Origin of the sequence: Campylobacter sp. CFSAN122748, assembly GCF_045277125.1 — a bacterium.
Lineage (GTDB): Bacteria > Campylobacterota > Campylobacteria > Campylobacterales > Campylobacteraceae > Campylobacter_D > Campylobacter_D jejuni.
In genome coordinates, this window is sequence record NZ_CP116953.1 from 1621376 (window position 1) to 1644772 (window position 23397).

At 31.9% G+C, this 23397-nt stretch carries 24 protein-coding genes and 5 tRNA genes; 11 read left to right on the plus strand and 18 right to left on the minus strand.

Annotation, left to right across the window (positions count from 1 at the left end; translation table 11 throughout):
* Positions 1-106 precede the first annotated feature (106 nt).
* From OT390_RS08405 to OT390_RS08440, 8 genes are all read left to right on the plus strand, one after another.
* A complete protein-coding gene (locus OT390_RS08405) occupies positions 107-2197 on the plus strand; it encodes an FTR1 family protein (protein WP_032587411.1) in 2091 nt (696 codons plus the stop codon).
* Positions 2194-2733 (plus strand): iron transporter, encoded by a 540-nt coding sequence (locus OT390_RS08410; protein ID WP_002778842.1) that lies wholly within the window; start codon positions 2194-2196, stop codon positions 2731-2733. The genes OT390_RS08405 and OT390_RS08410 overlap by 4 nt, the downstream gene beginning before the upstream one ends.
* Positions 2734-2815: 82 nt before the next feature.
* Complete coding sequence (locus tag OT390_RS08415; RefSeq protein ID WP_002874565.1) at positions 2816-4219, plus strand: Fe-S-containing protein; 1404 nt, start codon at positions 2816-2818, stop codon at positions 4217-4219.
* On the plus strand, positions 4206-5498 hold the full coding sequence (locus tag OT390_RS08420; RefSeq protein WP_079264878.1) for an ABC transporter permease: 1293 nt from the start codon (positions 4206-4208) through the stop codon (positions 5496-5498). Before OT390_RS08415 ends, OT390_RS08420 begins: the two co-directional genes overlap by 14 nt.
* Positions 5488-6606 carry an ABC transporter permease gene (locus OT390_RS08425; RefSeq protein WP_394535946.1) on the plus strand — a complete coding sequence of 373 codons (1119 nt, stop codon included), beginning with the start codon at positions 5488-5490 and terminating at the stop codon, positions 6604-6606. The genes OT390_RS08420 and OT390_RS08425 overlap by 11 nt, the downstream gene beginning before the upstream one ends.
* Positions 6603-7256, plus strand: a complete 654-nt coding sequence (locus tag OT390_RS08430) for an ABC transporter ATP-binding protein (protein ID WP_002860103.1) — start codon at positions 6603-6605, stop codon at positions 7254-7256. Before OT390_RS08425 ends, OT390_RS08430 begins: the two co-directional genes overlap by 4 nt.
* The gene (locus OT390_RS08435) at positions 7253-7741 is read left to right on the plus strand and encodes a TlpA disulfide reductase family protein (protein WP_002851267.1); all 489 of its coding nucleotides are present in this window, start codon (positions 7253-7255) and stop codon (positions 7739-7741) included. Before OT390_RS08430 ends, OT390_RS08435 begins: the two co-directional genes overlap by 4 nt.
* Positions 7702-8205, plus strand: a complete 504-nt coding sequence (locus OT390_RS08440) for a conjugal transfer protein TraF (protein WP_032586388.1) — start codon at positions 7702-7704, stop codon at positions 8203-8205. Before OT390_RS08435 ends, OT390_RS08440 begins: the two co-directional genes overlap by 40 nt.
* 9 nt (positions 8206-8214) lie before the next feature.
* Here the strand turns inward: OT390_RS08440 and OT390_RS08445 are convergent, their stop codons facing one another.
* From OT390_RS08445 to recA, 12 genes are all read right to left on the minus strand, one after another.
* Entirely contained in the window at positions 8215-8652 is a 438-nt protein-coding gene (locus OT390_RS08445; protein ID WP_032586389.1) for a DUF411 domain-containing protein, read from the minus strand.
* Between the two features lie 279 nt (positions 8653-8931).
* Positions 8932-9333, minus strand: a complete 402-nt coding sequence (locus OT390_RS08450; protein WP_002902906.1) for a hypothetical protein — start codon at positions 9331-9333, stop codon at positions 8932-8934.
* 219 nt (positions 9334-9552) lie between these two features.
* Positions 9553-9637, minus strand: a tRNA-Leu gene (locus OT390_RS08455).
* Between the two features lie 4 nt (positions 9638-9641).
* Positions 9642-9718: transfer RNA gene (locus tag OT390_RS08460), tRNA-Arg, on the minus strand.
* 14 nt (positions 9719-9732) lie between these two features.
* A tRNA-Arg gene (locus OT390_RS08465) sits at positions 9733-9809 on the minus strand.
* 3 nt (positions 9810-9812) lie between these two features.
* Positions 9813-9889 (minus strand) — tRNA-His (locus tag OT390_RS08470).
* Between the two features lie 24 nt (positions 9890-9913).
* Positions 9914-9991: transfer RNA gene (locus tag OT390_RS08475), tRNA-Pro, on the minus strand.
* A 42-nt stretch (positions 9992-10033) separates the two neighbouring features.
* Positions 10034-10882 carry a DNA ligase gene (locus tag OT390_RS08480; protein ID WP_394535945.1) on the minus strand — a complete coding sequence of 283 codons (849 nt, stop codon included), beginning with the start codon at positions 10880-10882 and terminating at the stop codon, positions 10034-10036.
* On the minus strand, positions 10882-11544 hold the full coding sequence (cgpA, locus tag OT390_RS08485) for a glycoprotein CgpA (protein WP_002866836.1): 663 nt from the start codon (positions 11542-11544) through the stop codon (positions 10882-10884). Before cgpA ends, OT390_RS08480 begins: the two co-directional genes overlap by 1 nt.
* Positions 11534-11737, minus strand: coding sequence for a hypothetical protein (locus OT390_RS08490; RefSeq protein WP_002839177.1), 204 nt, complete (start codon positions 11735-11737; stop codon positions 11534-11536). Before OT390_RS08490 ends, cgpA begins: the two co-directional genes overlap by 11 nt.
* A gap of 65 nt (positions 11738-11802) precedes the next feature.
* On the minus strand, positions 11803-13047 hold the full coding sequence (gene eno / locus OT390_RS08495) for a phosphopyruvate hydratase (protein WP_052802173.1): 1245 nt from the start codon (positions 13045-13047) through the stop codon (positions 11803-11805).
* Positions 13047-14078, minus strand: coding sequence for a recombinase RecA (recA, locus tag OT390_RS08500; protein ID WP_002851424.1), 1032 nt, complete (start codon positions 14076-14078; stop codon positions 13047-13049). The genes eno and recA overlap by 1 nt, the downstream gene beginning before the upstream one ends.
* Positions 14079-14184: 106 nt before the next feature.
* Between recA and OT390_RS08505 the strand changes: the two genes are divergently transcribed.
* The 3 genes from OT390_RS08505 to OT390_RS08515 are packed head-to-tail and all read left to right on the plus strand — an operon-like array spanning position 14185 to position 16099.
* A complete protein-coding gene (locus OT390_RS08505) occupies positions 14185-15045 on the plus strand; it encodes a menaquinone biosynthesis family protein (protein WP_032584517.1) in 861 nt (286 codons plus the stop codon).
* Positions 15046-15056: 11 nt separating this feature from the next.
* On the plus strand, positions 15057-15326 hold the full coding sequence (gene fliQ / locus OT390_RS08510; protein WP_002851290.1) for a flagellar biosynthesis protein FliQ: 270 nt from the start codon (positions 15057-15059) through the stop codon (positions 15324-15326).
* Positions 15323-16099, plus strand: coding sequence for a UDP-N-acetylmuramate dehydrogenase (locus OT390_RS08515; protein WP_032586395.1), 777 nt, complete (start codon positions 15323-15325; stop codon positions 16097-16099). The genes fliQ and OT390_RS08515 overlap by 4 nt, the downstream gene beginning before the upstream one ends.
* Before the next feature lie 7 nt (positions 16100-16106).
* Here the strand turns inward: OT390_RS08515 and OT390_RS08520 are convergent, their stop codons facing one another.
* The 6 genes from OT390_RS08520 to topA all read right to left on the minus strand — a co-directional run bounded on the left by OT390_RS08520 (position 16107) and on the right by topA (position 23234).
* Complete coding sequence (locus OT390_RS08520; RefSeq protein WP_074471015.1) at positions 16107-16871, minus strand: hypothetical protein; 765 nt, start codon at positions 16869-16871, stop codon at positions 16107-16109.
* A gap of 39 nt (positions 16872-16910) precedes the next feature.
* Positions 16911-17675, minus strand: a complete 765-nt coding sequence (locus OT390_RS08525; RefSeq protein ID WP_032586398.1) for a 3'(2'),5'-bisphosphate nucleotidase CysQ — start codon at positions 17673-17675, stop codon at positions 16911-16913.
* Positions 17676-17754: 79 nt separating this feature from the next.
* Positions 17755-19023: a citrate synthase gene (locus tag OT390_RS08530; protein ID WP_002851494.1), complete on the minus strand. Its 1269-nt coding sequence runs from the start codon at positions 19021-19023 to the stop codon at positions 17755-17757.
* 114 nt (positions 19024-19137) lie between these two features.
* Positions 19138-20313 (minus strand): cation:proton antiporter, encoded by a 1176-nt coding sequence (locus OT390_RS08535; protein ID WP_032586400.1) that lies wholly within the window; start codon positions 20311-20313, stop codon positions 19138-19140.
* Complete coding sequence (locus tag OT390_RS08540) at positions 20294-21130, minus strand: biotin synthase (protein WP_002866830.1); 837 nt, start codon at positions 21128-21130, stop codon at positions 20294-20296. The genes OT390_RS08535 and OT390_RS08540 overlap by 20 nt, the downstream gene beginning before the upstream one ends.
* 1 nt (position 21131) lies before the next feature.
* Positions 21132-23234, minus strand: a complete 2103-nt coding sequence (topA, locus tag OT390_RS08545; protein WP_394535944.1) for a type I DNA topoisomerase — start codon at positions 23232-23234, stop codon at positions 21132-21134.
* Between the last annotated feature and the right edge of the window lie 163 nt (positions 23235-23397).

Here is a 23397-nt window from a genome sequence, read left to right on the forward strand (position 1 = left end):
TACAAAAGCTTATCTTTTAGTTCTATTTAAGATTTTTAATATTATACTAGCCATTATTTATTTTGATAATAAATATTATTTTTATCAAAAACCAAGGATAATGATAATGAAAATTTTTAAAATTATATTTTTAATTATAAGTATTTCTTTATCAAGCTCAGCTTTTGCTAGAGTAGATGATTATATTAATGAAGCAAATCTTATCAAAGACATGCTAAAACAAAGCATAGAAACTTACAAAAAGGGTGATAATCTAGGTGCTAAAAAGCTTAGCGAAGATGCGTATTTTCAACATTTTGAAAATATGGAAGGCCCTATAGGAAGAAACATAGGAAGAAAAGCCATCACCATGGAGCGTAAATTTGTAAATTTGCGTCGTATGTATAAAGATGAAGCTCCTTTGACACAAATTAATGCTTTAATTGATAGTCTTTATTATGATCTTGATGAAGTAGCCCCAATCTTACAAAATGGATATCGTTTAAAAGCAGAAGCAAGCGATACAAACTATGATAAGGCTAAAGCTGAAAAATCAAGCCTAGAAGCCAATGCCAAACGCGAAGCTGATGCAGAAGCTTTAATCGCACAAATGATGGGCGTGGATAAAAAAGATTTAGCACAAAGTTCTTTAACCACCCAAGCTCCTATACCTGCAAACGACGACACAAGCAAACTTACAGATGATAATGCAAGCGCTGATTTACAAGCTGCCGCTGCAATGGACGCAAGATTGCAATTTATACTAGATAATATCTCTACCAAATTTTCACAGGCTGCTAATGCTTTTAAAGAAAAAAACTACCAAGCTAGTAAAGATTTTTTAAATGATGCCTTATTTAGTGATTATCGCAATACCAAAGTAGAAATTTTAGTAAATAAATTTACCAAAGCAGGAAACGATCAAAAAATTCAACAAGCCATACGCACCCTTATACGCCAAATCAACGATGCAAAAATAGATGAAAAAGACTTAAGAGATGACTTAGATAACATAGAAGAACAAATTTTTGATGTTTTCTTACAAATTCCAAATTCAGAACTTTCAAGTTTGCAAATTTCAGGCTTTAATGATGAAACAAAAGGCAAAGATTATGCCAAAGTTTCTAATGATATCAAACTTGCTTTAGATGGAATTTTAAAAAATTATGATGGCTTTAGTGCCTCTATAGTAGATGATTTACAAGGAATTTATCTAGATATTTTTGAAGCAAGCGGTATGGAAAATAAAATCGGTGCTGTAGATAGCGGCTTAAAACTTAAAATAGAAAGTTTCTTTTCCAAAGGTGTGGCACTGATTAAAGCAAGTGCAGATAAAAAAGAGCTTGAAGCTACTTTTAATGACTTAGAACAACTCATAGCAAGCAGTGTGGATAAAATTCAAGATTCTACTCCTTATTCGCTGTTTATATGGGCTTTAAGTATTATTTTACGTGAAGGCTTGGAAGCTTTGATTATCGTTGTAGCCATTGTTTCTTATCTTGTACAAAGTGGCAACAAAAATCGTTTAAATATCGCCTATAGTGCTCTTTTTACAGGAGTGATTTTAAGTTTTGTTACCGCTTTTGGAGTTTCTTGGCTATTCAAAGAAAATGCAGGACAAAGTAGAGAGCTTATAGAGGGTATTGCCATGCTTATAGCCGTATTACTACTCTTTTATGTGGGCTTTTGGCTACTTTCAAACGCACAAAATAAAAAATGGACAAGCTTTATCAAACAAGGTGCTATAGATGCTATATCAAACAATAGTGCAAAAACCCTTTGGATCACCGTATTTTTAGCTGTTTATAGAGAAGGTGCAGAAACTGTGCTTTTTTATCAAGCCTTGCTTTTTGATGCTAAAACAAGCACTGATTTTGGTGCTGTTTTTGGCGGGCTTGGACTTGGAATTTTAATACTTATTGTTTTATATTTTCTTTTAAAAGCAGGAGCCATTCGCATACCTGTAAAACAATTTTTCTATATCACTTCTTACATTATTTTTTACATGGTTTTTGTTTTTACAGGCAAAGGCATAGCTGAACTCATAGAAGGAAAAGTCATTATTCCTAGTCTTATACCTATGAATTTTGAACCGATTTTATGGCTTGGAATTTATCCTTACTATGAAACTTTAATCCCCCAATTTATAGTTTTGACAATGCTAATTATTGGCATTTTGATAACAAAACAAATTTCAAAAAAAGGAGTAAAATCATGATAAAAAAAGTTTTATCAGTAGTTGCTGCAGCTGCGGTTATTAGTACAAATTTATTTGCAGGCGAAGTGCCGATCGGCGATCCAAAAGAACTTAATGGTATGGAAATAGCCGCTGTTTATTTACAACCTATTGAAATGGAGCCAAGAGGTATTGATCTAGCTGCGTCTTTAGCAGATATTCATCTAGAAGCTGACATTCACGCACTTAAAAACAATCCAAATGGTTTTCCAGAAGGTTTTTGGATGCCTTATTTAACTATAGCTTATGAACTTAAAAATACCGACACAGGTGCAATTAAACGCGGAACTTTGATGCCTATGGTGGCTGATGATGGTCCTCACTATGGTGCAAATATTGCTATGGAAAAAGATAAAAAAGGTGGCTTTGGCGTAGGAAATTATGAACTTACTTTTTATATCTCAAATCCAGAAAAACAAGGTTTTGGACGCCATGTTGATGAAGAAACAGGCGTGGGTAAGTGGTTTGAACCTTTTAAAGTAGATTATAAATTCAAATACACAGGCACGCCAAAATGATTTTACACTCGGATTTTCCGAGTGTTTAAATATTTTTATTTTTATTTGAAAAATTAAAATAACAATGTTTAAAGAGTAAATTATGAGTATATATTTTGTGCATTTTCTTATCAGTGTTTTACCACTAAGTATTTTAATGGCCTTTATCACTCCTGATAAAAAATATATTTTTAAAAGTTTTTTAGTAGTTTTTTTGGGCTTTTTATTTGGATATTTTGCTTTTTTTATCGCAGCACAATTTTTAAAAACCGAAAATTTAATCTTTAATTTTGATTTTGTTTTTATAGGTTTATTGCTAGTAAGCTTTATATTTTATTTTTGGAAAAAAATTGAAATTTTAAATTTTATTTTATTGGGAATTTTAAGTTTTTGCACCGCTTTGCATTATTATTTTTTAAGTCAAGATTTCCCTATTTTTACTAGCTCTTTAATCGATAGCGAAGGTATAAGTTCTTTAGGTTTTATTGCTTTAGCCTTGCTTGTTTGTATTTTGATTTTCTTCTTTTTAAAATGGCAAAAAAATTTTAATCAAAAAACAAGCTTTATGCTGTTTTTACTGCTTATCCTTATAGAAAGCGATAAAGCTCTAGCCAATATCTTGCTTACTTTAATGCGAAATTCCATCATAGAAACTCATGCTTTTTTGGTGAGTTTTGTAGGAAAAAGTAATTATTTTGGTGTTTTTGGAATTTATGTTTATTTAATTTTCATCACTTTTTTAGCATTCTTAAGCTTAAAAATTCGCAAAAAAAATATAAGCAAAAAACAAATTTTAGATATAAATTATCGCAAAAACGAAGCTAAAACAAGTCTTATTAATCGCTATTTTTCCAGTGTTTTTATCTCCTGTGTTATAAGTTTTTGCATTGTTTTATACTTTTTTATGGTAAGCTCTAAGCCTTTAACCATAGATGAGCCTAAAGAAATTTTACCCGATAAGAATGGCAAATTTATCTTTGATATAGCTCTTTTAAGGGATAACAAACTCCACCGCTTTGCTTATATCAGTGCTGAAGGCAAAGTGATAAGGTTTTTTCTTATCAACAAAAGAGAAGATAAGGATTCTCCTGTAGCTGTTTTTGATGCTTGTATGATTTGTGGAGATATGGGCTATATCAAAAAAGATGGACAACTCATTTGCATTTCTTGCAATGTGCGTATTTTCTTGCCAAGTGTAGGTAAAAGCGGGGGTTGCAATCCTATCCCACTCAAATACGAATACGATGGTAAAAAAATCACCATAGATGTTAAAGATGTAATAGCAGGATCTAATTATTTTAGTCAAATCAAAGAAATTGAAGTGCAAGATCCTGTATCAAAAACAAAGGTTATAAACACCCAAGCTCCTTTTTCTTATAGCTATAAAGGGATTACTTATTATTTTTCAAATCAAAACAACTATGAAGAATTTAAAAAAGATCCTACAAAATATGTAGAAGAAAACGAAGCCCAATTTTTAATCCAAAGGAGAAATGATGTTGGCTAAAATGATTTTTAACTCTATATTTAAAAACAAAATTCAAAAATTTTTAGCCTTTCTTACTTGTTTTTTAGCCACGCTTTTGCTCTCTACTATGCTAAATATTACCCTAAGTATAGGTGATGAAGTAACTAAACAACTCAAAAGCTATGGCTCTAATATCCTTGTTTTACCCAAAGGCTCAAGCCTTAGTATAGAAATAGGTAATGAACTTTATGAACCCTTAAAAAACAAAAACTACCTAGAAGAAAAAAATTTATATATGATTAAAGACATTTATTGGCGTAACAACATCACCGCACTTGCTCCTTTTTTGGAAGGTAAAATCACAATTGAAAACTCCCAACAAAAAGCACTTATTTATGGTACTTATTTTCAAAAAGCCATAAAAATTAAAGATGATGATGATTTTATCACAGGTATAAAAAGTCTTTATCCTTATTTAGCAGTGCAAGGAGAATGGACAAAAGATGATAGCAATGAAATCATGCTAGGCGAAGACTTTGCTAAAAACAATAAATTAAAATTAGGAGATACTATCAAACTCATAGGAGAAAACAATCAAAGCAAAGAAGCAAAAATCGTAGGCATTTTACTTCATGGCAATCCTAAAATGTCAAATAAAATCATCGCTCCTTTAAATTTAGCTCAAGATTTACTCAACAAACAAGGGCTTTACTCAAGTGCAGAAGTAAGAGCTTTTACCATACCTGAATCAGCCCTTTCTGAAAAAGTACGTCGCATGGGAGAAGAAAAATTAGATCAGTTAGAATATGACAAATGGTATTGCTCAGCTTATGTAGGCTCAATCGCTAGTCAAATTAGCGATGGCTTACCAGGTGCTGATGCAAAAGCTCTAAATGCTATAAGCGATGCTCAAAGCTTGGTGGTTAAAAAGATCCAATCCTTAATGGGCATTACTTGCATTATTTGTCTTATTGTTGCAAGCATTGCGATTTCAAGTCTAATGAGTTCTGAAATTCATCGCAGAAAGAAAGAAATAGGACTTTTAAAAGTACTTGGTGCTAATACTTTTCAAATTTATCTCATCTTTGCTAGTGAAAATTTAATCGTAGCTTTATTTGCTGCTTTATTTGGCTTTATTTTTGGCACAGCACTTTCTCAAATCATCAGTCTTAGTATTTTTGGATATTTTATTGATATAGCCTTTATAGCTTTACCTTTAAGCTTTATTTTTGCAGGACTTATTGCCTTACTTGGTTGCTTGCTTCCTATAAAAAATATCACACAACTTTCAGCTGCAGGAGTGCTTTATGGTAGATAAGTTTTTCCTCAATGAGCTTTTTAAAAGCATTAGCTTTTCTTATCAAAGACTTTTTATTATAGTTTTAAGTGTTTTTATAGGAGCACTTACTTGCTCAGCTTTTTTAAATATTTATTTTGATATTGACACCAAACTTTCTAAAGAATTAAAAGCCTATGGAGCAAATGTAATGATAAGCCCTAAACAGGATGAAAATTTTATCTCCAATACTGAGTATGAAAAAATAAAAGAAAATTTAAAGGCTAGGGCTTTAACTCCTTTTTTGTATGATTTTTTAAATTTAGGCAGTACAAGCGGAGTGGTTTTAGGCACTGATTTTAAGGCTTTAAAAATCACTAAACCTTTTTTAGAAGTTAAAGAAGGAAGCTTTTCTCTAAATGATTTTGATGAAAATTCAGCCTTTTTAGGGGTTAATTTAGCCAAGCAACTAGGCCTAAAAACAGGTAATGAACTTCAAATTTACAATCCAAACAATGGAAAAAGCATAAAACTTACCATAAAAGGCATACTTTCAAGCAATGATGAATTTGATAGCATTGTTTTAGCCCCTTTAAGCGTGGTGCAAAATTTAAGCGATAGAGCCGGTATTAACTATGCTAATGCTGTAGTTTATGGAAATTTTGATGAAGTTAAAGCCAAAACACAAGCAATCAGCAATGAATTCATCGATGCAAAACCTATATCTTCAGTATCCTTAAGTGAAGGTTTAGTGCTTGGAAAAATCAAAGCTTTAATGTTTTTAATCATACTTGTAGTATTGATCATAGTTACTACTAGCGTTAATACAACTTTAAGTTCTATTGTATTTTCTCGCAAAAAAGAAATCGCACTGCGTTTAGCCTTGGGTGCGAAAAAAAGTGAAATTTTTAAACTTTTTGCTAGTGAATGCTTTATAGTAAGTTTTTTTGCTAGTTTAATCGGAGCTTTTTGTGGGATATTTTTAGCCAATGTCTTTGGTTATTTGATTTTTAATTCTAGTATTGATTTTAGATTTATAGCTGTTTTTATAGCCTTAATCATTTCTTTGATTTTTGCCTTTTTGGCTGCATTTTTTCCTATAAAAAGAGCATTAAAAATCAATGTGTGTGAAAATTTGAAAGGTGAATGATGAAAAAAGAACTTATTAAAATCAACAATTTAAATAAAGAATTTGGCAAAGTTAAAGCCTTAAACAATATCAACTTAAGCGTCTATGAAGGAGAATGGCTTGCCATCATGGGTCCATCAGGAAGTGGAAAATCAACGCTTTTAAACATACTATCACTCATGGATACTCCAAGCTCTGGAGAGTATATCTTGGATAATGAAAACCTAGAGCAAATGGATGAGGAGCAAAAAATCACCTTGCGTCGTGAAAAAATAGGGCTTGTCTTTCAACAATTTCATCTTATCCCCTATCTTAATGCCCTAGAAAATGTTATGCTCTCTCAGTATTATCACTCAAGTGTAGATGAAGAAGATGCCAAAATGGTTCTTGAAAAAGTAGGACTTTCGCATAGACTCACTCATTTACCTAGCCAATTAAGTGGCGGAGAACAACAAAGAGTTTGTATAGCAAGAGCTTTAATCAACAACCCAGAGCTTTTACTCGCAGATGAACCCACAGGAAATTTAGATGAAGCCAATGAACAAATCGTTCTTCAAACCTTGCAAAAATTAAAAAATGAAGGTAAAACCATAGTTTTAATCACACACAATCCTGATTTAGCCAAATTCGCAGATCGAACCCTTATCTTACAACATGGGGTGTTAAAATGAAAAAAAGCCTTTTAATCTTAAGCATTTTGTTTTTACTCAATGCTTGTTCTTTTGAAAATTCAAAAGATACTGGAAAAGTTGGAGAAAAAAGCGCTGAAATTTCAGCTAAAGATACTTTAGGAAAAGCTGTAAAACTTGCTGATGATAATACAAGTTTAAAAGTCTTAGTCTTTTTTCAAAATGGCTGCCCTTCTTGCTTAAAAGAACTCCCTTCTTTAGATGAATTCATACAAAATCACCCCAATAAAATCAGTGTTTATGCTATAAATTCCATCGATAATGCCAATGTGGTTAAGGTTTTAGCCGAACAATTTGACTTTAAAAATGTAAAAGTTTTAAAAGACGATCTTAAAATCACCAATGATCGTTACGCTGTGTTTGCAACCCCTACTACCATCATCATTAAAGATGGGATGATAAAAGATAGAATTTTAGGAGAAAAACCATGGGAATTTTTCGAATCCAAGCTTATTTCTTTGCTTTAATCATAGCTTTATTTTTTGTAGCTTGTGATAGTGGAGAAAATTTTAAAGCTTTAAATAGCAATAAAACCTATAATTTTGCCTACAATGGTTTTGAAAAAAGCCTAAAACTAAATGATAAAGCACAAAATTTTGCCTTAGTATTTTTCACAAAAGATTGCGGAGTTTGCAAAGAACAAATTCCTATTTTACAGAATTTGGCTAAAAATTATGATTTTAATATCTTTGTGGTTTTAGGCGATGCAAACGATGCAAACGATGCAAAAGCTTGGGCTGATGAAAAAGGTTTATCTAATTTAGCAATGTTTTATGAAAAAAGAGCAGCTAAATACCTTTCAAGTGCCATTGGGGAAATATATGGAGTACCTGTGCTTAGTTTTTTCAAAGAAGGAAAAATGGATGAAAAATTCATAGGCTTAACTCCTTATAGCATACTTGAAAAAGAAATCAAAAAAGTAAAAAGCTAAAAATTTACTTTAAAGCTTTTTATCCCCTATAAAATATCCATAAAGCCCATAGCTTCCATCTTTTTTCATCAAAATTACAGGATATTTTTCACTATAACCTTGTTCCATTCCTGGACTTCCTTGCGGCATGCCAGGAGCTGAAATTCCTATAACATCTTTAGGTTTGTTTTCAAGCAACCATGCTATAGCACTTTCAGGAACATGCCCTTCAATAGCATAGCCTTCAATCACACCTGTATGGCAACTTTGATACTCATCTTTTATACCCATTTTTTCTTTGATTTTAAGAAAATCATTGGTTTTATGAACACTAACCTCATAACCCTTAGCTTTCATATAATCAGCCCAAAGATCACAACAGCCACAAGTAGGACTTTCATAAATTTGCATTTCCTTAGCCTGCGTAAGAGTGAGTAAAAAAAGAATGGTTAAAATTGTTTTTTTCATAATTGCTATCCTAAGTAAAAAATATATAATAATACTTTTATAAAGTTAATATCATCACATTTTTAACACTAAAAATGAATTTACAAAAATTTAATCAAGAAAAGACTTTTAATGAGTGTTGATTTTGTCTTTGCAGCAAAGATATAAAAGATAAAACGATTTAAAAAACTAGAAATTTTTAACTTAAAAAGCTTAAAAATTTAGATATATTTTATACTATGTTTTTTATAGTTAAAACCTTTATGGCGTGAAAGCTCTAAAATATAGAGCTTTCAAGTATTATTTGAAATTATAGAACTTATCAGCAGCTCCACCATCACAAGAAACCTTATCGCTTGATTTTGTATATTTATCCCCTTTAACACATTCAATATTCCATTCAGCAGCCCAATTTGTTTTTCTATCTACAACTAAGAATTCATTATAATAAACAATCTTTCCTTTTGCTATCTTTTGTTTCATTACTTTAAAAGAACCCCTTTGAATAACATTATAGTGTTCTGGATCATCTTTCTTGATGCTTTCTATAGCGTAAATCTCTAAGTTATCAGTGTTAAATTGACTTTTCATTTCTTCTTTAGCATCTTCTAAAGCCATTTTTGCATAGGCATCATCTCCCCCTGATACTTTAACTAAATTAGAATCATGTATAGTGATGATCACACCTGCAAATGCTGACACATTTAAAGCAACTAAAACTGCTAAAGCTAAACCTAATTTTTCATTTTAATCTCCTTGAATTGAATTTTGTATATTTTAATTATTTTTCAAATCTTTTGCAAGATAATTTTTAAATTTATCTAAATTAAATTTGCATTTTATCTAACAATCATAAGAAATTTTAAAATGAAATAAAAATTTATGAGAAATCAACTCTTGTTTGAAAATGATAAAAGTAAGTGGTGCGGATGAAAGGACTTGAACCTTCACGCATTGCTGCACCAGATCCTAAGTCTGGCGTGTCTGCCAATTTCACCACATCCGCAAAGTGGTACGCCCAAGAGGATTCGAACCTCTGACCTACGGCTTAGAAGGCCGTTGCTCTATCCAGCTGAGCTATGAACGCATATAAAATCTTGGTGGTGCGCCCGATAGGAATCGAACCCATAACCTACAGATCCGAAGTCTGTCGCTCTATCCAGTTGAGCTACGAGCGCTAGTGGGGTGAGTGATGGGAATTGAACCCACGACCCTCAGGACCACAATCTGATGCTCTAACCGACTGAGCTACACTCACCATTTTGTATAAATTTATAAAAAATGGTCGGGGTGAAAGGATTCGAACCTTCGGCCCCTTGGTCCCAAACCAAGTGCGCTAACCAGACTGCGCTACACCCCGAATAAATAAAAGGAAATATTTTATCACAAAATAATTTTAAAGTCAAGGATTTTCATCTCTTAGTCTTAAAAACACCGGAAAGCGAGGTAAGGAATTTTTGGTCAATCCATTAAATTTATAAGTCACAATACTACCAATTTTTGGAGGATTTTTTCTATCTTCATCTTTTAAACCACTGCCTATTTTAATGATTTGTCCATTAGGCATTTTACAAAGTAAGGCACCTACTTGATTTTCAAATTTACCCTTGCCCTTGCGAAATCCTACCAACTCACATTCTGCATCATCATAGGGTTTTAATTTCGTGGCATTTTTACTTCTGCCTTTTTCATAAGGACTTAAATTTTTGCGTATGACAATACCTTCACCTTGATTTTTTATAATGCTTTCGTAAAATTGATTTAAATTGTTTTGATTTTCAACTGGAATTTGAGGAATAATTTTTATATAGGCACTAGGATATTTTTGCAAATACTCTTCTAAAACAGCCAAACGATTTTTAAGGGTGCAAGTAGAAATTTTAAATTCTTCACAAGCATTTGGCACATCAAAAATATTATAAGTTACTTCCTTCCATAAGGTCAAATTGCTATCGCCACTACGAATTAAAGCTGAAATTTCATCAAATTTATTTCTTGCTATCCAAAGCTCACCATCAATAGCAAAAGGAGGGAAATTTTTTGTAAAAAAGTCAGGAGTTTTTATTTTGTAATTTTGGCGAGTTTTTAGATATTTCCCATCCCAAATTCCACGCACTCCATCAAGTTTTTCGCTCATCAAATAAGCATTAAAATCTTTAGAATTAAAATCTTGCTTATCGAATTTGCTAAGAAGTAAAATTTCATTAGCAAAAACTAAACAAGCGCAACATATTAAAAAAATAAATCTCATCAAAGCAGATTAATCATATATCCAGTTGCATCTTTTTGAATATTATAATTATAAGTTCCATCAAGATATATTACAAGTCGATAATATCCTTTATGAGATCCAAAGTCTATGCGTTTAAAAATAGAATTACTAAGGCGTATATTTTTTGTAGGGCTAATCAAATTAGATCTAAAATCTATAACGATTTTGCTTGGATTTCCTACTGAAAAATCTGTGATCATTTCATCACTAGTGTTAAGTTTTATTTTGTTTTTATAAACCGCGTAAGAAATAAAATCATAAATCTTTGCAACCTGCAAAGGTATTTCAACATTGGCTGTTGAGTTTGATTCTTGTTTAGAGCTATTTTTTTCAGGTATAGTAACTGAAACATCAAGTACTTTTGAAGGATCAGGGCTTTTAAATCTTGATATAGTATAAGTATCGTGCCAATCAATACTTTTATTGACATCTAAATCGATCTTATCTTCACTTCCATCTAAATTGATATAATTAAAAGTGATGCTTTTTAAAATTCTTGCACTAGAATTAAATTTAACTTCCTCTTTTTGAAATTCAGGTGGAGCAACCAAGGTTATATTTTGATCTGTCTTGAAAGGATTTTCATCAGCATATAAAAGAGAGGTAAAAATAAAAAATATTGCCAAAATTCTAGTTTTCATTTGGGTATAATCCTTTTAATTCAAAATAATCTTTTTGTGCTTTAGCATTTTGTTCTTTGAGCAAAATAATCTTTTTATTAAGCTCTTCTTTGGTATTTTCTAAGCTTAATAAAGTATCTAAAGAATACTGCCCAAAAAACATATTGCCAAAATAAATCGCTCCAATTACAACAAGAAAAGCCCAAAAAATCATTTTTATAACATGGGTATAAAAACTTTTTTTTCTTGTGCTTTCGTCGTATTCTTTAAGTAAATCACTCAGAGCTTTTCTCCTAAGTATTCATCGCTTTCAAGTTCAATTTCAAGTAAGCGATTGTATTTTGCGGTTCTTTCACCTCTTGCTAGGGCTCCTGTTTTGATTTGTCCTGTATTTAAAGCTACAGCAAAATCTGCTATAAAAGCATCTTCACTTTCGCCACTTCTATGACTCATCACACATTTATAGTTATTTCTTTGCGCTAAACGCACAGTTCTCATAGTTTGGGTAATAGTTCCGATTTGATTTGGTTTAATAAGCACAGCATTTGCCATTTTTTTGATGATGCCTTCTCTTAAAATATCTTCATTAGTTACAAATAAATCATCGCCTACAAGCTGAATTTTATTGCCCAATTTTTCAGTAAGCTTGATCCAACCTTCAAAGTCATTTTCAGCTAAGCCATCTTCGATACTGCAAATTGGATATTTTGCACAAAGTTCTACATAGTGTTCGATCAAATCCTCACTTGAAAAAGCCTTGCCTTCCATGTGATATTTGCCATCTTTGAAAAATTCTGTACTTGCTACATCAAGAGCGATTTTTACACGATTTTCATAACCTGCTTTTTTGATACAAGTCATTAAAAGATCGATAGGTTCTGTGTTGTTAGCTAAATTTGGAGCAAAACCGCCTTCATCACCTAAAGCCGTAGAATGTCCAGAATTTGCGAGTTCTTTTTTTAATATCGCATAAATTTCACAAACTGAACGCAAAGCTTCTTTAAAACTGGTAAAACCGAAAGGCATGATCATAAATTCTTGAAAATCTACATTGTTGTTTGCATGAGCACCGCCATTTATGATATTACACATTGGCACGGGTAAAATGCTCGCATTTGCACCACCTAAGTAGCGATACAAAGGCATTCCCAAAGCAGCCGCAGCCGCACGAGCTGTTGCCATGGATACGCCTAAAGTCGCATTTGCACCTAAATTTGAGTAATTATTTGTTCCATCAAGCTCACGCAAAGTATCATCAAGTTGAGTTTGATTAAAAGCATCTAGTCCTAAAATTTCATCTGCAATGGTTTCATTAACATTTGCAACAGCTTTTAAAACGCCTTTTCCGCCAAATCTTTCATCATTATCACGCAATTCTAAAGCTTCTTTTGAACCTGTACTTGCACCACTTGGAACTATGGCCGCACCTACACTTCCATCGCTTAGCGTAATTTCGGCTTTTACGGTTGGATTTCCTCTACTATCAAGAACTTCATAGGCTCTAACATCTTCAATTACTAACATTATTCTTCTCCTTCGTCATCTTCGCTACCGCTGATCATACCTTCTATTCCCATAGAATTTTGAATTGCTTTTGTGATTTCATCTGCAATTTCAGGGTTTTCTTTTAAGAAAGCTTTTGAATTTTCTCTACCTTGTCCAAGTTTTTTATCTTTATAAGAAAACCACGCACCACTTTTATCTACGATATCAAGTTTTACACCATAATCGATCAATTCACCTTCACGGCTTAAACCCTCTCCAAACATCACATCAAATTCAGCTTGTCTGAATGGAGGAGCAACTTTATTTTTAACTACTTTTACTTTAACGCGGTTTCCTATAGGTTCTTCGTTTTGTTTTAAGGTTGCTACTTTTCTAACATCTAAACGCACAGAAGCATAGAATTTTAATGCATTTCCACCTGTTGTAGTTTCAGGAGTGCCATAACCCATAGCACCGATTTTCATACGAATTTGGTTGATAAAAATTACTGTGGTATTCATTTTATGAACTATACCTGTAAGTTTTCTTAGAGCTTGAGACATAAGTCTTGCTTGAAGTCCTACATGTTGATCGCCCATATCGCCTTCAATTTCTGCTTTTGGAGTAAGTGCTGCAACGCTATCTACTACGATAAGATCTACTGCGCCACTTCTTGCTATAGTTTCTACAATTTCTAAGGCTTGTTCTCCAAAATCAGGCTGAGAAACATACAAATCATCTGTATTTACACCCAAATTTTTAGCATATTTTACATCAAGCGCATGTTCTGCATCGATAAAAGCACAAACTCCACCTGCTTTTTGGCATTCTGCGATAATATGTAAAGTTAGAGTGGTTTTACCTGAACTTTCAGGTCCATAAATTTCTATAATTCTTCCTTTTGGAACACCGCCTATACCTAAAGCAAGATCAAGCCCAACTGAACCTGTGCCTATGCTATCGATTTGCTCAACTTCTTTATCCCCTAGTCTTAAAATAGTGCCTTTTCCAAAGGTTTTATCTAAACTTTTTAGGGCAGCGTCTAGAGATTTTCTTTTATTATCATCCATAACTTTCCTTAAAAATTCTAAATTTTTAGTTAGAATTCTAACAAAATAAAATTAAATAATGATTTATTTTGCTAGAATTAAAGCAAAGATTTACAAGGAAGCATAGATGAAAAAAATTACTATTGCACATTCTCCTGATGCTGATGATATTTTTATGTATATGGCTATTAAATTTGGGTGGATAGGGAATGATTTTGCTTATGAAAATACAGCTTTAGATATACAAACTTTAAATGAATTTGCCTTGAAAAATGAATTTGATGCTACGGCTATTTCTTTTGGGCTTTATCCTTTAATCGCTTCTGAGTATGCGCTTTTACGCACAGCAGTAAGTTTTGGTGAAGGTTATGGGCCAAAACTCATCAAGAAAAAAGACACGCATTTAAAAAGAAATTTTAAAGTCGCTTTGAGTGGAGCAAATACCACCAATGCTTTGATTTTTCGCATGAAATATCCTGAAGCAAGAATTATTTATAAGAATTTTTTAGACATTGAAAATGCGGTTTTAAGTGGCGAAGTAGATGCGGGAGTTTTGATCCATGAAAGCATTTTAGATTTTGATCAAAGTCTTTACGTGGAAGCAGAACTTTGGGATATATGGCTTGAATTTGCTAAAGAAAATTTGCCTTTGCCTTTAGGTGGAATGGCTTTGCGTCGTTCTTTACCTTTAAGCGACGCGATTAAGATCGAAAGAGATTTAACCAATGCTGTAAAAATTGCCGATGCAAATCGTAAAATTTTAGCCCCTATGCTTATGGAAAGAAAACTTATCCGTGTTGATGAAGAAAAACTTGATACTTATCTTAATTTATATGCCAATAAAAACTCTATTAGCATGAATCAAACTCAACTTTTAGCTGTAGATACGCTTTTTAAACTAGGATATGATTATAAATTTTATGATAAAATCATACATGTAAATGATTATCTTATCCCTAGCGAATACGAAGAAGCTAGAAATTCTTAAAAAGGATAAAAATGGACGAAAGTACCTTAGTTGCTCTTGGAGTGCAAACCTTTAAAATCACACTTTTACTTTCCTTGCCTATGCTTTTAGCAGGACTTATTGCAGGGCTTGTGATCAGTATTTTTCAAGCAACTACACAGATTAATGAAATGACACTTTCTTTTGTTCCTAAAATCATCTTGGTTGTAGTTATTTTAATCTTTTTAATGCCTTGGATGACTACAACTATGATTGATTTTACTGAGAATATACTAAATCAAATTCCAACTTTTATCAAATGATCATTGATTTTAAAAAATACTCTTCTGTGCGTATAGGAAATGAATTTGAAGTTTTAGTTTTGGATCAAATTTGTGATTTTGATGGTTTTTTAATAGGTGGTGCAAACAACCTTTTAGTTAGCCCAAAACCTAAAAATATAGGAATTTTAGGAGATGGTTTTGATTTTATACAAATTTTAGATCGGAATAAAGATTTTATACATCTTCGCATAGGCTGCAAAACAAAATCAAGTAAAATATATCGCTTTGCTAAAGAAAATAATCTTAAGGGTTTTGAGTATTTAAGCAAAATTCCTGGCACACTTGGTGGTCTTTTGAAAATGAATGCAGGGCTTAAAGGAGAGTGTATCAGTCAAAATTTAATCAAAATTGCTACTTCTCAAGGCGAAATTCTAAGAGAAAATATAAATTTTGATTATCGTTTTTGTCCTTTAAATATGCCTTTTTTTTGGGCTGAATTTAAACTAAATTTTGGCTTTGATACCCTTAAAGATGAAGCTTTAAAAAATGCAAGAAGCAACCAACCTAGTGGAGCAAGCTTTGGCTCTATCTTTAAAAATCCAAAAAACGACTTTGCAGGACGTTTAATCGAAGCTGTAGGACTTAAAGGATTTAACAAGGGAGATGCTATGTTAAGCGATAAACACGCAAATTTTTTAATCAATAAAAAAAATGCAAGTTTTGAAGATGCGTTTTTTCTTATCAAATTGGCTAGAAAAAAAGTCTTTGAAGAATTTGGCATAAACTTAGAAAATGAAGTGATTATTATCTAAAAATTTTTCAATATATCTTTAATTTTTTTATTTCATTATCTATAACACTAGCTAACATTTTTGGCATTTGATTTACAATATCTTGATAATTTTGTTTTGTATCTTGATCTTTTAATGTCAAATTTAATTTTGCATTTTTTGCTGCAAGAATTTTTCCATTGCTTGTAGAAATAATTTTAAAATTAACACTAGCCACACCCTCTTTACTAGTTGTGATAAAATAATTTGTAATATTTACATAAAAATCTTGCAAATTTACCACCACAACATAATCTGTAAATTTAGCATACATTTTAGCCTTATCTTTTTCTTGTGTTAAAAAAGGACTTACATTTATAAGTTTTGCATCCTTAGGGCTAAAATATGACAAAGTTTTAGGACTTTGATAAATACCATTTGCAGCAGAATTAACCCAATTAAGCTTTAAACTTTGAATCAAATTTTTAGCAAATAATGTAGAAAATTCCTTATCACTCACCCTAAAACCATCTAAAAAATAACCAAAATTTTTCCTAGAAGTTAATACAATAGCAAAATCAATATCCTTATCTTTGGTGATTTGCGATTTTTTTTCAATTAAAGTAGAACTATCAAACAATGCTTTTTGTTGATTTAAATTTGGATTTGCAACATTTTGATTTAGATCTATTACTTCAAAGCTATCTGCGCTTTTTTCAATTTTAATAACCTTTTTCTGAGAAAAATTATTCGCTAAAAGATTAGAACTTAAAACTAAACTTAAAAACAAAATGAAACAATACCTCATCTTCATCCTTATAAACTATTTAAATATAAAATTATACTCTTTATTTTATAAAAAATCTTGTAAAAAATTCCTAGATGAAACACAAATAAAAGGACTGGATTTATAATTTAAAGGGCTATATAAAATGTATTTTTTAGAAAAATCTCCCATAAATCCTCCATTTTGATTAATCAAAAAATCTCCTGCTACAATATCCCAAATATTAAGCTTTTCAAATCTTTTATAAACTCCTGCCCTAGCCTCTAAAATAGCACAAAATTTCAATCCAGAGCCTATATTAATAGCTTCTAATTGATGCTCTTTTGCAAAGTCTTCATCTTCTTTGCTAAGATGATTAACACTCAATAAGGCTTTATATTTATTTTTCTCGTATTCTTGCTGGTCAATTTGCAAAGGTTTATCGTTTTTATAAACCTTGGTTTTTGCATGAGCATAGAATATATCACCTTTTGATGGATTTTGTATGAGTGATAAAACAGGGCGATTGTCATGAACCAAACTTATCATAACGCAAAATTCATCACTGCCTTTTAAAAAACCACTTGTTCCATCAAGAGGATCGATAAGCCAAAAAGTTTTTAATTCTTCACACTCTTCTTTGCTGAGTAATTTTTCTTCTGATAGAATTTTAATATCCGTAGAACCCAAAATATCATTTAGAATTTTATTAGAAGCAAGATCTGCTGATGTAATCGGGCTTTTATCTTCTTTTTCCCAAGTTTTGAAATTTTTTCTCTCTTCCAAAATAGCTTTAGAAGCTTGATTGCTAGCATTTATAGCAATTTCTAAAAATTTATCAAGATTAAGCATGATTATAAACTTTCTATAAGATTTTTTAAAATTATACAAGAAGATTTTGTGGAATTTTTAATTTCCACAAAAATTTTAATTATATTTTACTAGTTTCACCCAAATAAAGTTGTCTTGGACGGACTATTTTAAGACTTTCTTGCTCTTTTTGCTCTATCCACTGAGCTATCCATCCTGGGGTGCGTCCTATAACAAATAAAGTAGCAAACATTTCATTTGGAATACCTAAGGCTTTTAAAATAAGTCCACTATGAAAATCAACATTCGGATATAGCCCTCTTTGAACAAAATAATCATCACTTAAAGCAATCTCTTCTATACGCGTTGCTACTTTAATAAGATTGGTATCAATACCCAACTCATCAATAAGTTGATCACGAAGTTTTTTAAGTACTTTTGCTCTAGGATCAAAATTTTTATAAACCCTATGCCCAAAGCCCATCAAGCGGAAAGGATCGTTTTTATCCTTAGCTCTTTTGATGAATTCATCTACCCTATCAACACTACCTATTTGCTCAAGCATTCTAATAACACCTTCATTAGCTCCACCATGTGCATGACCCCAAAGCGCACCAATACCTGCTGCTATACAGGCATAAGGATGAGCGTGAGTTGAACCCACAGCACGAACTGTTGAAGTTGAAGCATTTTGCTCATGATCTGCATGAAGCATAAAAACTGTATCAAGTGCTTTTACTTCTATAGGTTTAAGCTCTACATGATCGTAAGGATAGGTTCTTAACATATATAAGAAATTTTCTGTAAAACCACGATCTAAATTTGGATAAGCCATAGGAAAGCCGTGTTTATATCTATAAGCAGTGGCCACTATAGTAGGGATTTTAGCTACTATTCTAGCTGCCATTTCCATATATTCTTCTTTTACATTCATGTTTAAATGATCAGGATAAAAAGCACTAAGCGATGAAACAGCACCTTGTAAAACTGCCATAGGATGAGCATTATCAGGGAAAGAATCAAAAAGACGATGCATACCTTCATGGATAAAAGAACGCTTTTTCATTTCATAACGAAATGCTTCAAGACGCGTAGCATCAGGCAATTCTTTATAAAGTAAAAGATGAACCACATCTAAATAAAGTTTGTTTTCAGCAAGCCACTCTATAGGATAGCCACGGTGCATTAAAATTCCGTTTTCTCCATCAATATAAGTGATTTTTGATTTACAAGTAGCTGTAGAAGTCAAGCCCTCATCATAAGAAAACATTCCTGTTTGTTTATAAAAACTTGACATATCTACAACGCTTGGCCCAGTTGTACCGTCATATATAGGAAATTCATAGCTTTTTCCATTTCTATTATCGGTTATAGTAACGGAATTTGACATTTTCGCTCCTTTTATTGTTACTTTTATTAATTCTAACAAAAAAGGACGATTATGAGTTTTTTTATTATTAAATTTTTAAGATTTTATTTGCTTTTTTGAGTAAAAAAGTAACTTTCATTTTTTAGAATTAGAAAGAAATTTAATCATACTCATAACAATAACAGCCTCAAATAACGCTGTTAAAATAAGTGCTGAATAAAGCTTCTCATCAATAACCTTGCCCGAATAACCCAGAGTAGCTGTTGCTATAAGCAAGGTTAAAGGCATAGAATGACTAAGACCAAATAAAATCATATTTTTAAAACCAATTCTTTTTAAAAAAACACTTGCACATAAAATTCTTAAACCCACCATAACAAACATAAGTAAAAATGCTTGTAAAACGATTTTATAATCTAAAATCATTTTAAGATCAAAGGTTGAACCTATATGGATAAAAAAAATAGGGATCAAAAACCCGTGTCCAAAAGTAGAAAGCTTGTGCTCAAGATCTTTTTTATGATCAAAAAAAGTAGCTATAAATGAACCTGCTATAAAAGAACCAAGAACGATTTCAAGTTTTGTAATAACCATAGCAACAATGATCAGTATAAAAATGGACATACAAAATCTTATATCTTTTTCATTTTTATCTTCCCATGGCATAAGCACAACTTTAAGCTGAGGATACCACCAAAAAAGCACACCAAGCATTTTAAATCCAAGCAAACAAAGCCCCAAAAAGATATTAAGATATAAAATACTTTGCGCTACATCAATAATACCTGTTCCTTCGCGCAAAAAAGCTCCCGCTATAGTCAAAAGCACAATAGAAATCACCTCAGCTAAAGTAGCTACTATCATAGCAATATTTAGCCAATAACACTCTTTTCCAAAATCCTTAAAAAGTAAAGATAAAAGCCCTACACTCATCACAGGCATAATGATAACAAATACTAAAGAAAGTCCAAAAATCCATACTATAAAAGAAGATAAAGTATAAAGTAAAAAAATATAAAAAAAACTTTTTTTGGCGACTTCTTTCTCCATATTAAAAAAGGCTCTTAAATTTACCTCCATACCCGCTATAAACATTAGATAATAAAAACCTACATTGGCTAAAAGTGCAAAATTTTCACTTTTTCCTATGAAACCAAAATACGCTATTATTGCCCCTAAAATAATTTCAGTAGCTGAAAGAGGCAAGCGTAAAATTCTCGCAATATGCGGAGAAAAAAGCAAACACAAGGCTATAACAATGAGAATTTTTAAATCGATTAAAGCCTGTGTATCAATGACACTCTGATGCAAAAGTAAATCCCATTTCTTTTAATTTTATTATATCTTGACTTGGTTCTTCACCTTTAGTGGTTAAATAATCCCCTATAACAATAGCCCCAGCACCTGCTTGAAAAATTTCATATTGTCTTTCTTGTAATACCACTTCACGCCCACCTGCTACCATTACCACGCTTTGCGGTAAAGCCTCTTTGGTATCACGAACAATTTTTAAGGCTTCATCAGCGCTAAGTCTTGGAACTTGTAGTTTTAAATTTTCATTTGCTATAAAAAAATTAATAGGCGTTGAAAAAGGTTGTAATTCTTGCAAAGATTTTCTAAAACTTAGCCTATCTTCTTCACTCTCACCCATACCATAGATTCCACCACAACAAAGCATAAGCCCTGCTTCTTTAGCGTTTAAATTGGTTTGAAATCTACTTTCCCAAGTATGCGTGGTGCAAATTTGTGGAAAAAATTCCTTAGAAGTTTCAAGATTGTGATTATAAGAAAAAATTCCTGCTTTTTTAAGTTCTTTGAGTTGTTCCACGCTTGCCATGCCATTACAGGCAATTAAAAGCAAGTTAGGCACTTCTTTTTGCACGGCCTTAGCAGCTTCGCAAACATACTCAAGCTTTTCATCATCAAGCCCAAGTCCTGCTGTAACCAAACAAAAACCCAAAGCTTCATTTTTCTTTGCCATTTTTGCTTCTAAAACGATTTGTGAAAGTTCTTTACGACGATATTTTTGAATATCTGTTTTTACATGAGCGCTTTGGGTGCAGTATTTACAGTCTTCTGAACAATTTCCACTCGCTATATTTGAAATAGCACAAAGCATGATTTGCATTCTAATCCTTCATTTCTTTTTTGATTTTACACTTTAAACATTCTAAGAATGTACCTTTTTTAAGCTCTTTTATCACTAAAGTTTCGCCACACTCTTCGCATTTTTCTTCACTTGGTTTGTATTTGCTTATAAAATTGCATTTTGGATAAGCACTACAGCCATAAAATTTACCACGTTTTGAAAAGCGTTCTACGATTTCACCTTTTTGACAACTTGGACAAGTAATGCCTGTACCATTAGCTTTAGCTTTTGCGGCTGTATTTTCGCTTTCGTTTTTGCTTTCACTTTTTAAATTTCTTGAATACTTGCATTTTGGGAAATTTAAACACGCTACAAATTCTCCAAAACGCCCTTTTCTAATAGCAAGCTCTCCGCCACAATCAGGACAACTTTCGCCTAGTTTTGTGACAGTTTTTTGACTAGCTATTTTTGTTTTTCCTTCTTCGATTTTTCTCATAAAAGGATAGTAAAATTCTTTTAAAGTTTCTTGCCAATCTGCCTTATCTTCTGCGATTTCATCTAGGGTATTTTCAAGGTTTGAAGTAAATTTACTATCTACTATATCACTAAAATTTTTCTCAAGCACTTCGGTTACATTAAAAGCAACATCGCTAGGAATGAGTTGTTTTTTATCTATTATTACATAATCACGGCTTGTAAGTATAGAAATGGTTGGTGCATAAGTAGAAGGGCGACCTATGCCTAAACTTTCAAGTTTTTTTACAAGTCCTGCTTCTGAATACCTTGAAGGTGGTTCGGTAAAATGTGAGTTCATTTCTAAATTTTGCACTTTTAAATTTTGGCCTATTTTAAAATTTGGCAAAATTTTATCCTTATCCATATCACCATAAACTTTATAATATCCATCAAAAAGGATTTTTCTACCGCTTATTTTAAAAACTGCTCTATCATTTTTTACAAATACATTTTGAGTTTGAGAGATAGCAGGACTCATCTGACAGGCTAAAAAGCGATTGTAAATAAGTGTGTAAAGTTTTAACTCATCTTTGTCTAAAAATTTAGCCGAAATTTCTGGAGTAAAACTTAAATTTGTAGGGCGTATAGCTTCATGAGCTTCTTGAGCGCCTTTAGTCTTTGTAGTATATACATTTGCTTTGCTTGGAAGATAGTCTTTGCCAAAATTTGCTTGTATGAATTTTCTTGCATTTTCTACTGCTTCTTTGGCTAAATTTAAACTATCGGTTCTCATATAAGTAATAACCCCCATCACGCCTTCATGGGTATTTACTCCTTCATAGAGCTTTTGAGCTATCATCATGGTTTTTTTAGGGTTAAAACCAAGGCGATTGCTGGCACTTTGCTGCAAGGTTGAAGTCATAAAAGGAGGAGGCGGAGCGATTTTTCTTTCTTTGCTTTCAATGTCGCTTATAGCATAAGCTTCATTTTTACAAGCCTCTAGTATAAGCTTAGCACGATCTTTGTTGGTAATGGTAAGTTTTTCTATCTTAGCTTTGTCAAACTCAACCAGTTCTGCATCTAAATCTTTTTGAAAAATCATATCAATACTAAAGTATTCTAGGGGTACAAAGGCACGAATTTCTTTTTCACGATCGACTATGATCTTTAAAGCCGCACTTTGAACACGCCCAGCACTAAGTCCTCTTTGAATTTTTTGTCCTAATAAAGGGCTGAGTTTATACCCTACAATGCGATCTAAAAGACGTCTGGTTTGCTGAGCATTTACAGAGTGCATGTTTAATTTTCTTGGATTTTTTAAAGCATTTTCTATAGCGCTTTTAGTGATTTCATGAAAAACAATGCGTGGTAAGGTGTTTTCATCTTCTCCTATAGCTTTTGCAATATGATAGGCTATAGCCTCTCCTTCTCTATCTTCATCCGTTGCAAGATAGACTTCTTTGGCATCTTTGGCTTTGCTTTTAAGTTCTTTAACTAAGGCGCTATGATCACTTGTGATTCTATACTCAGGGATAAATTCATCATCTTCTATTTTAATCCCAAAGCTTGATTTAGGCAAATCTCTAATATGTCCTTTAGAAGCGATAACTTCATAATCTTTTCCCAAAAAATTTCCTATGGTTTTAGCTTTTGCAGGAGATTCTACTATGATTAAATTTTTCTTCATTTTGCACCCTTGTTAAATAAAAAGCTGAATTTAGCTAAAAATATTTAAAATTCTACTTATAAAATATATTTTAATCAAGCTAAAATATTTTAAAAACAAAACTATCATAACAAAATAAATAAAATATAATTTTAAGTAATTTTAAATACAAACCATAATTTTT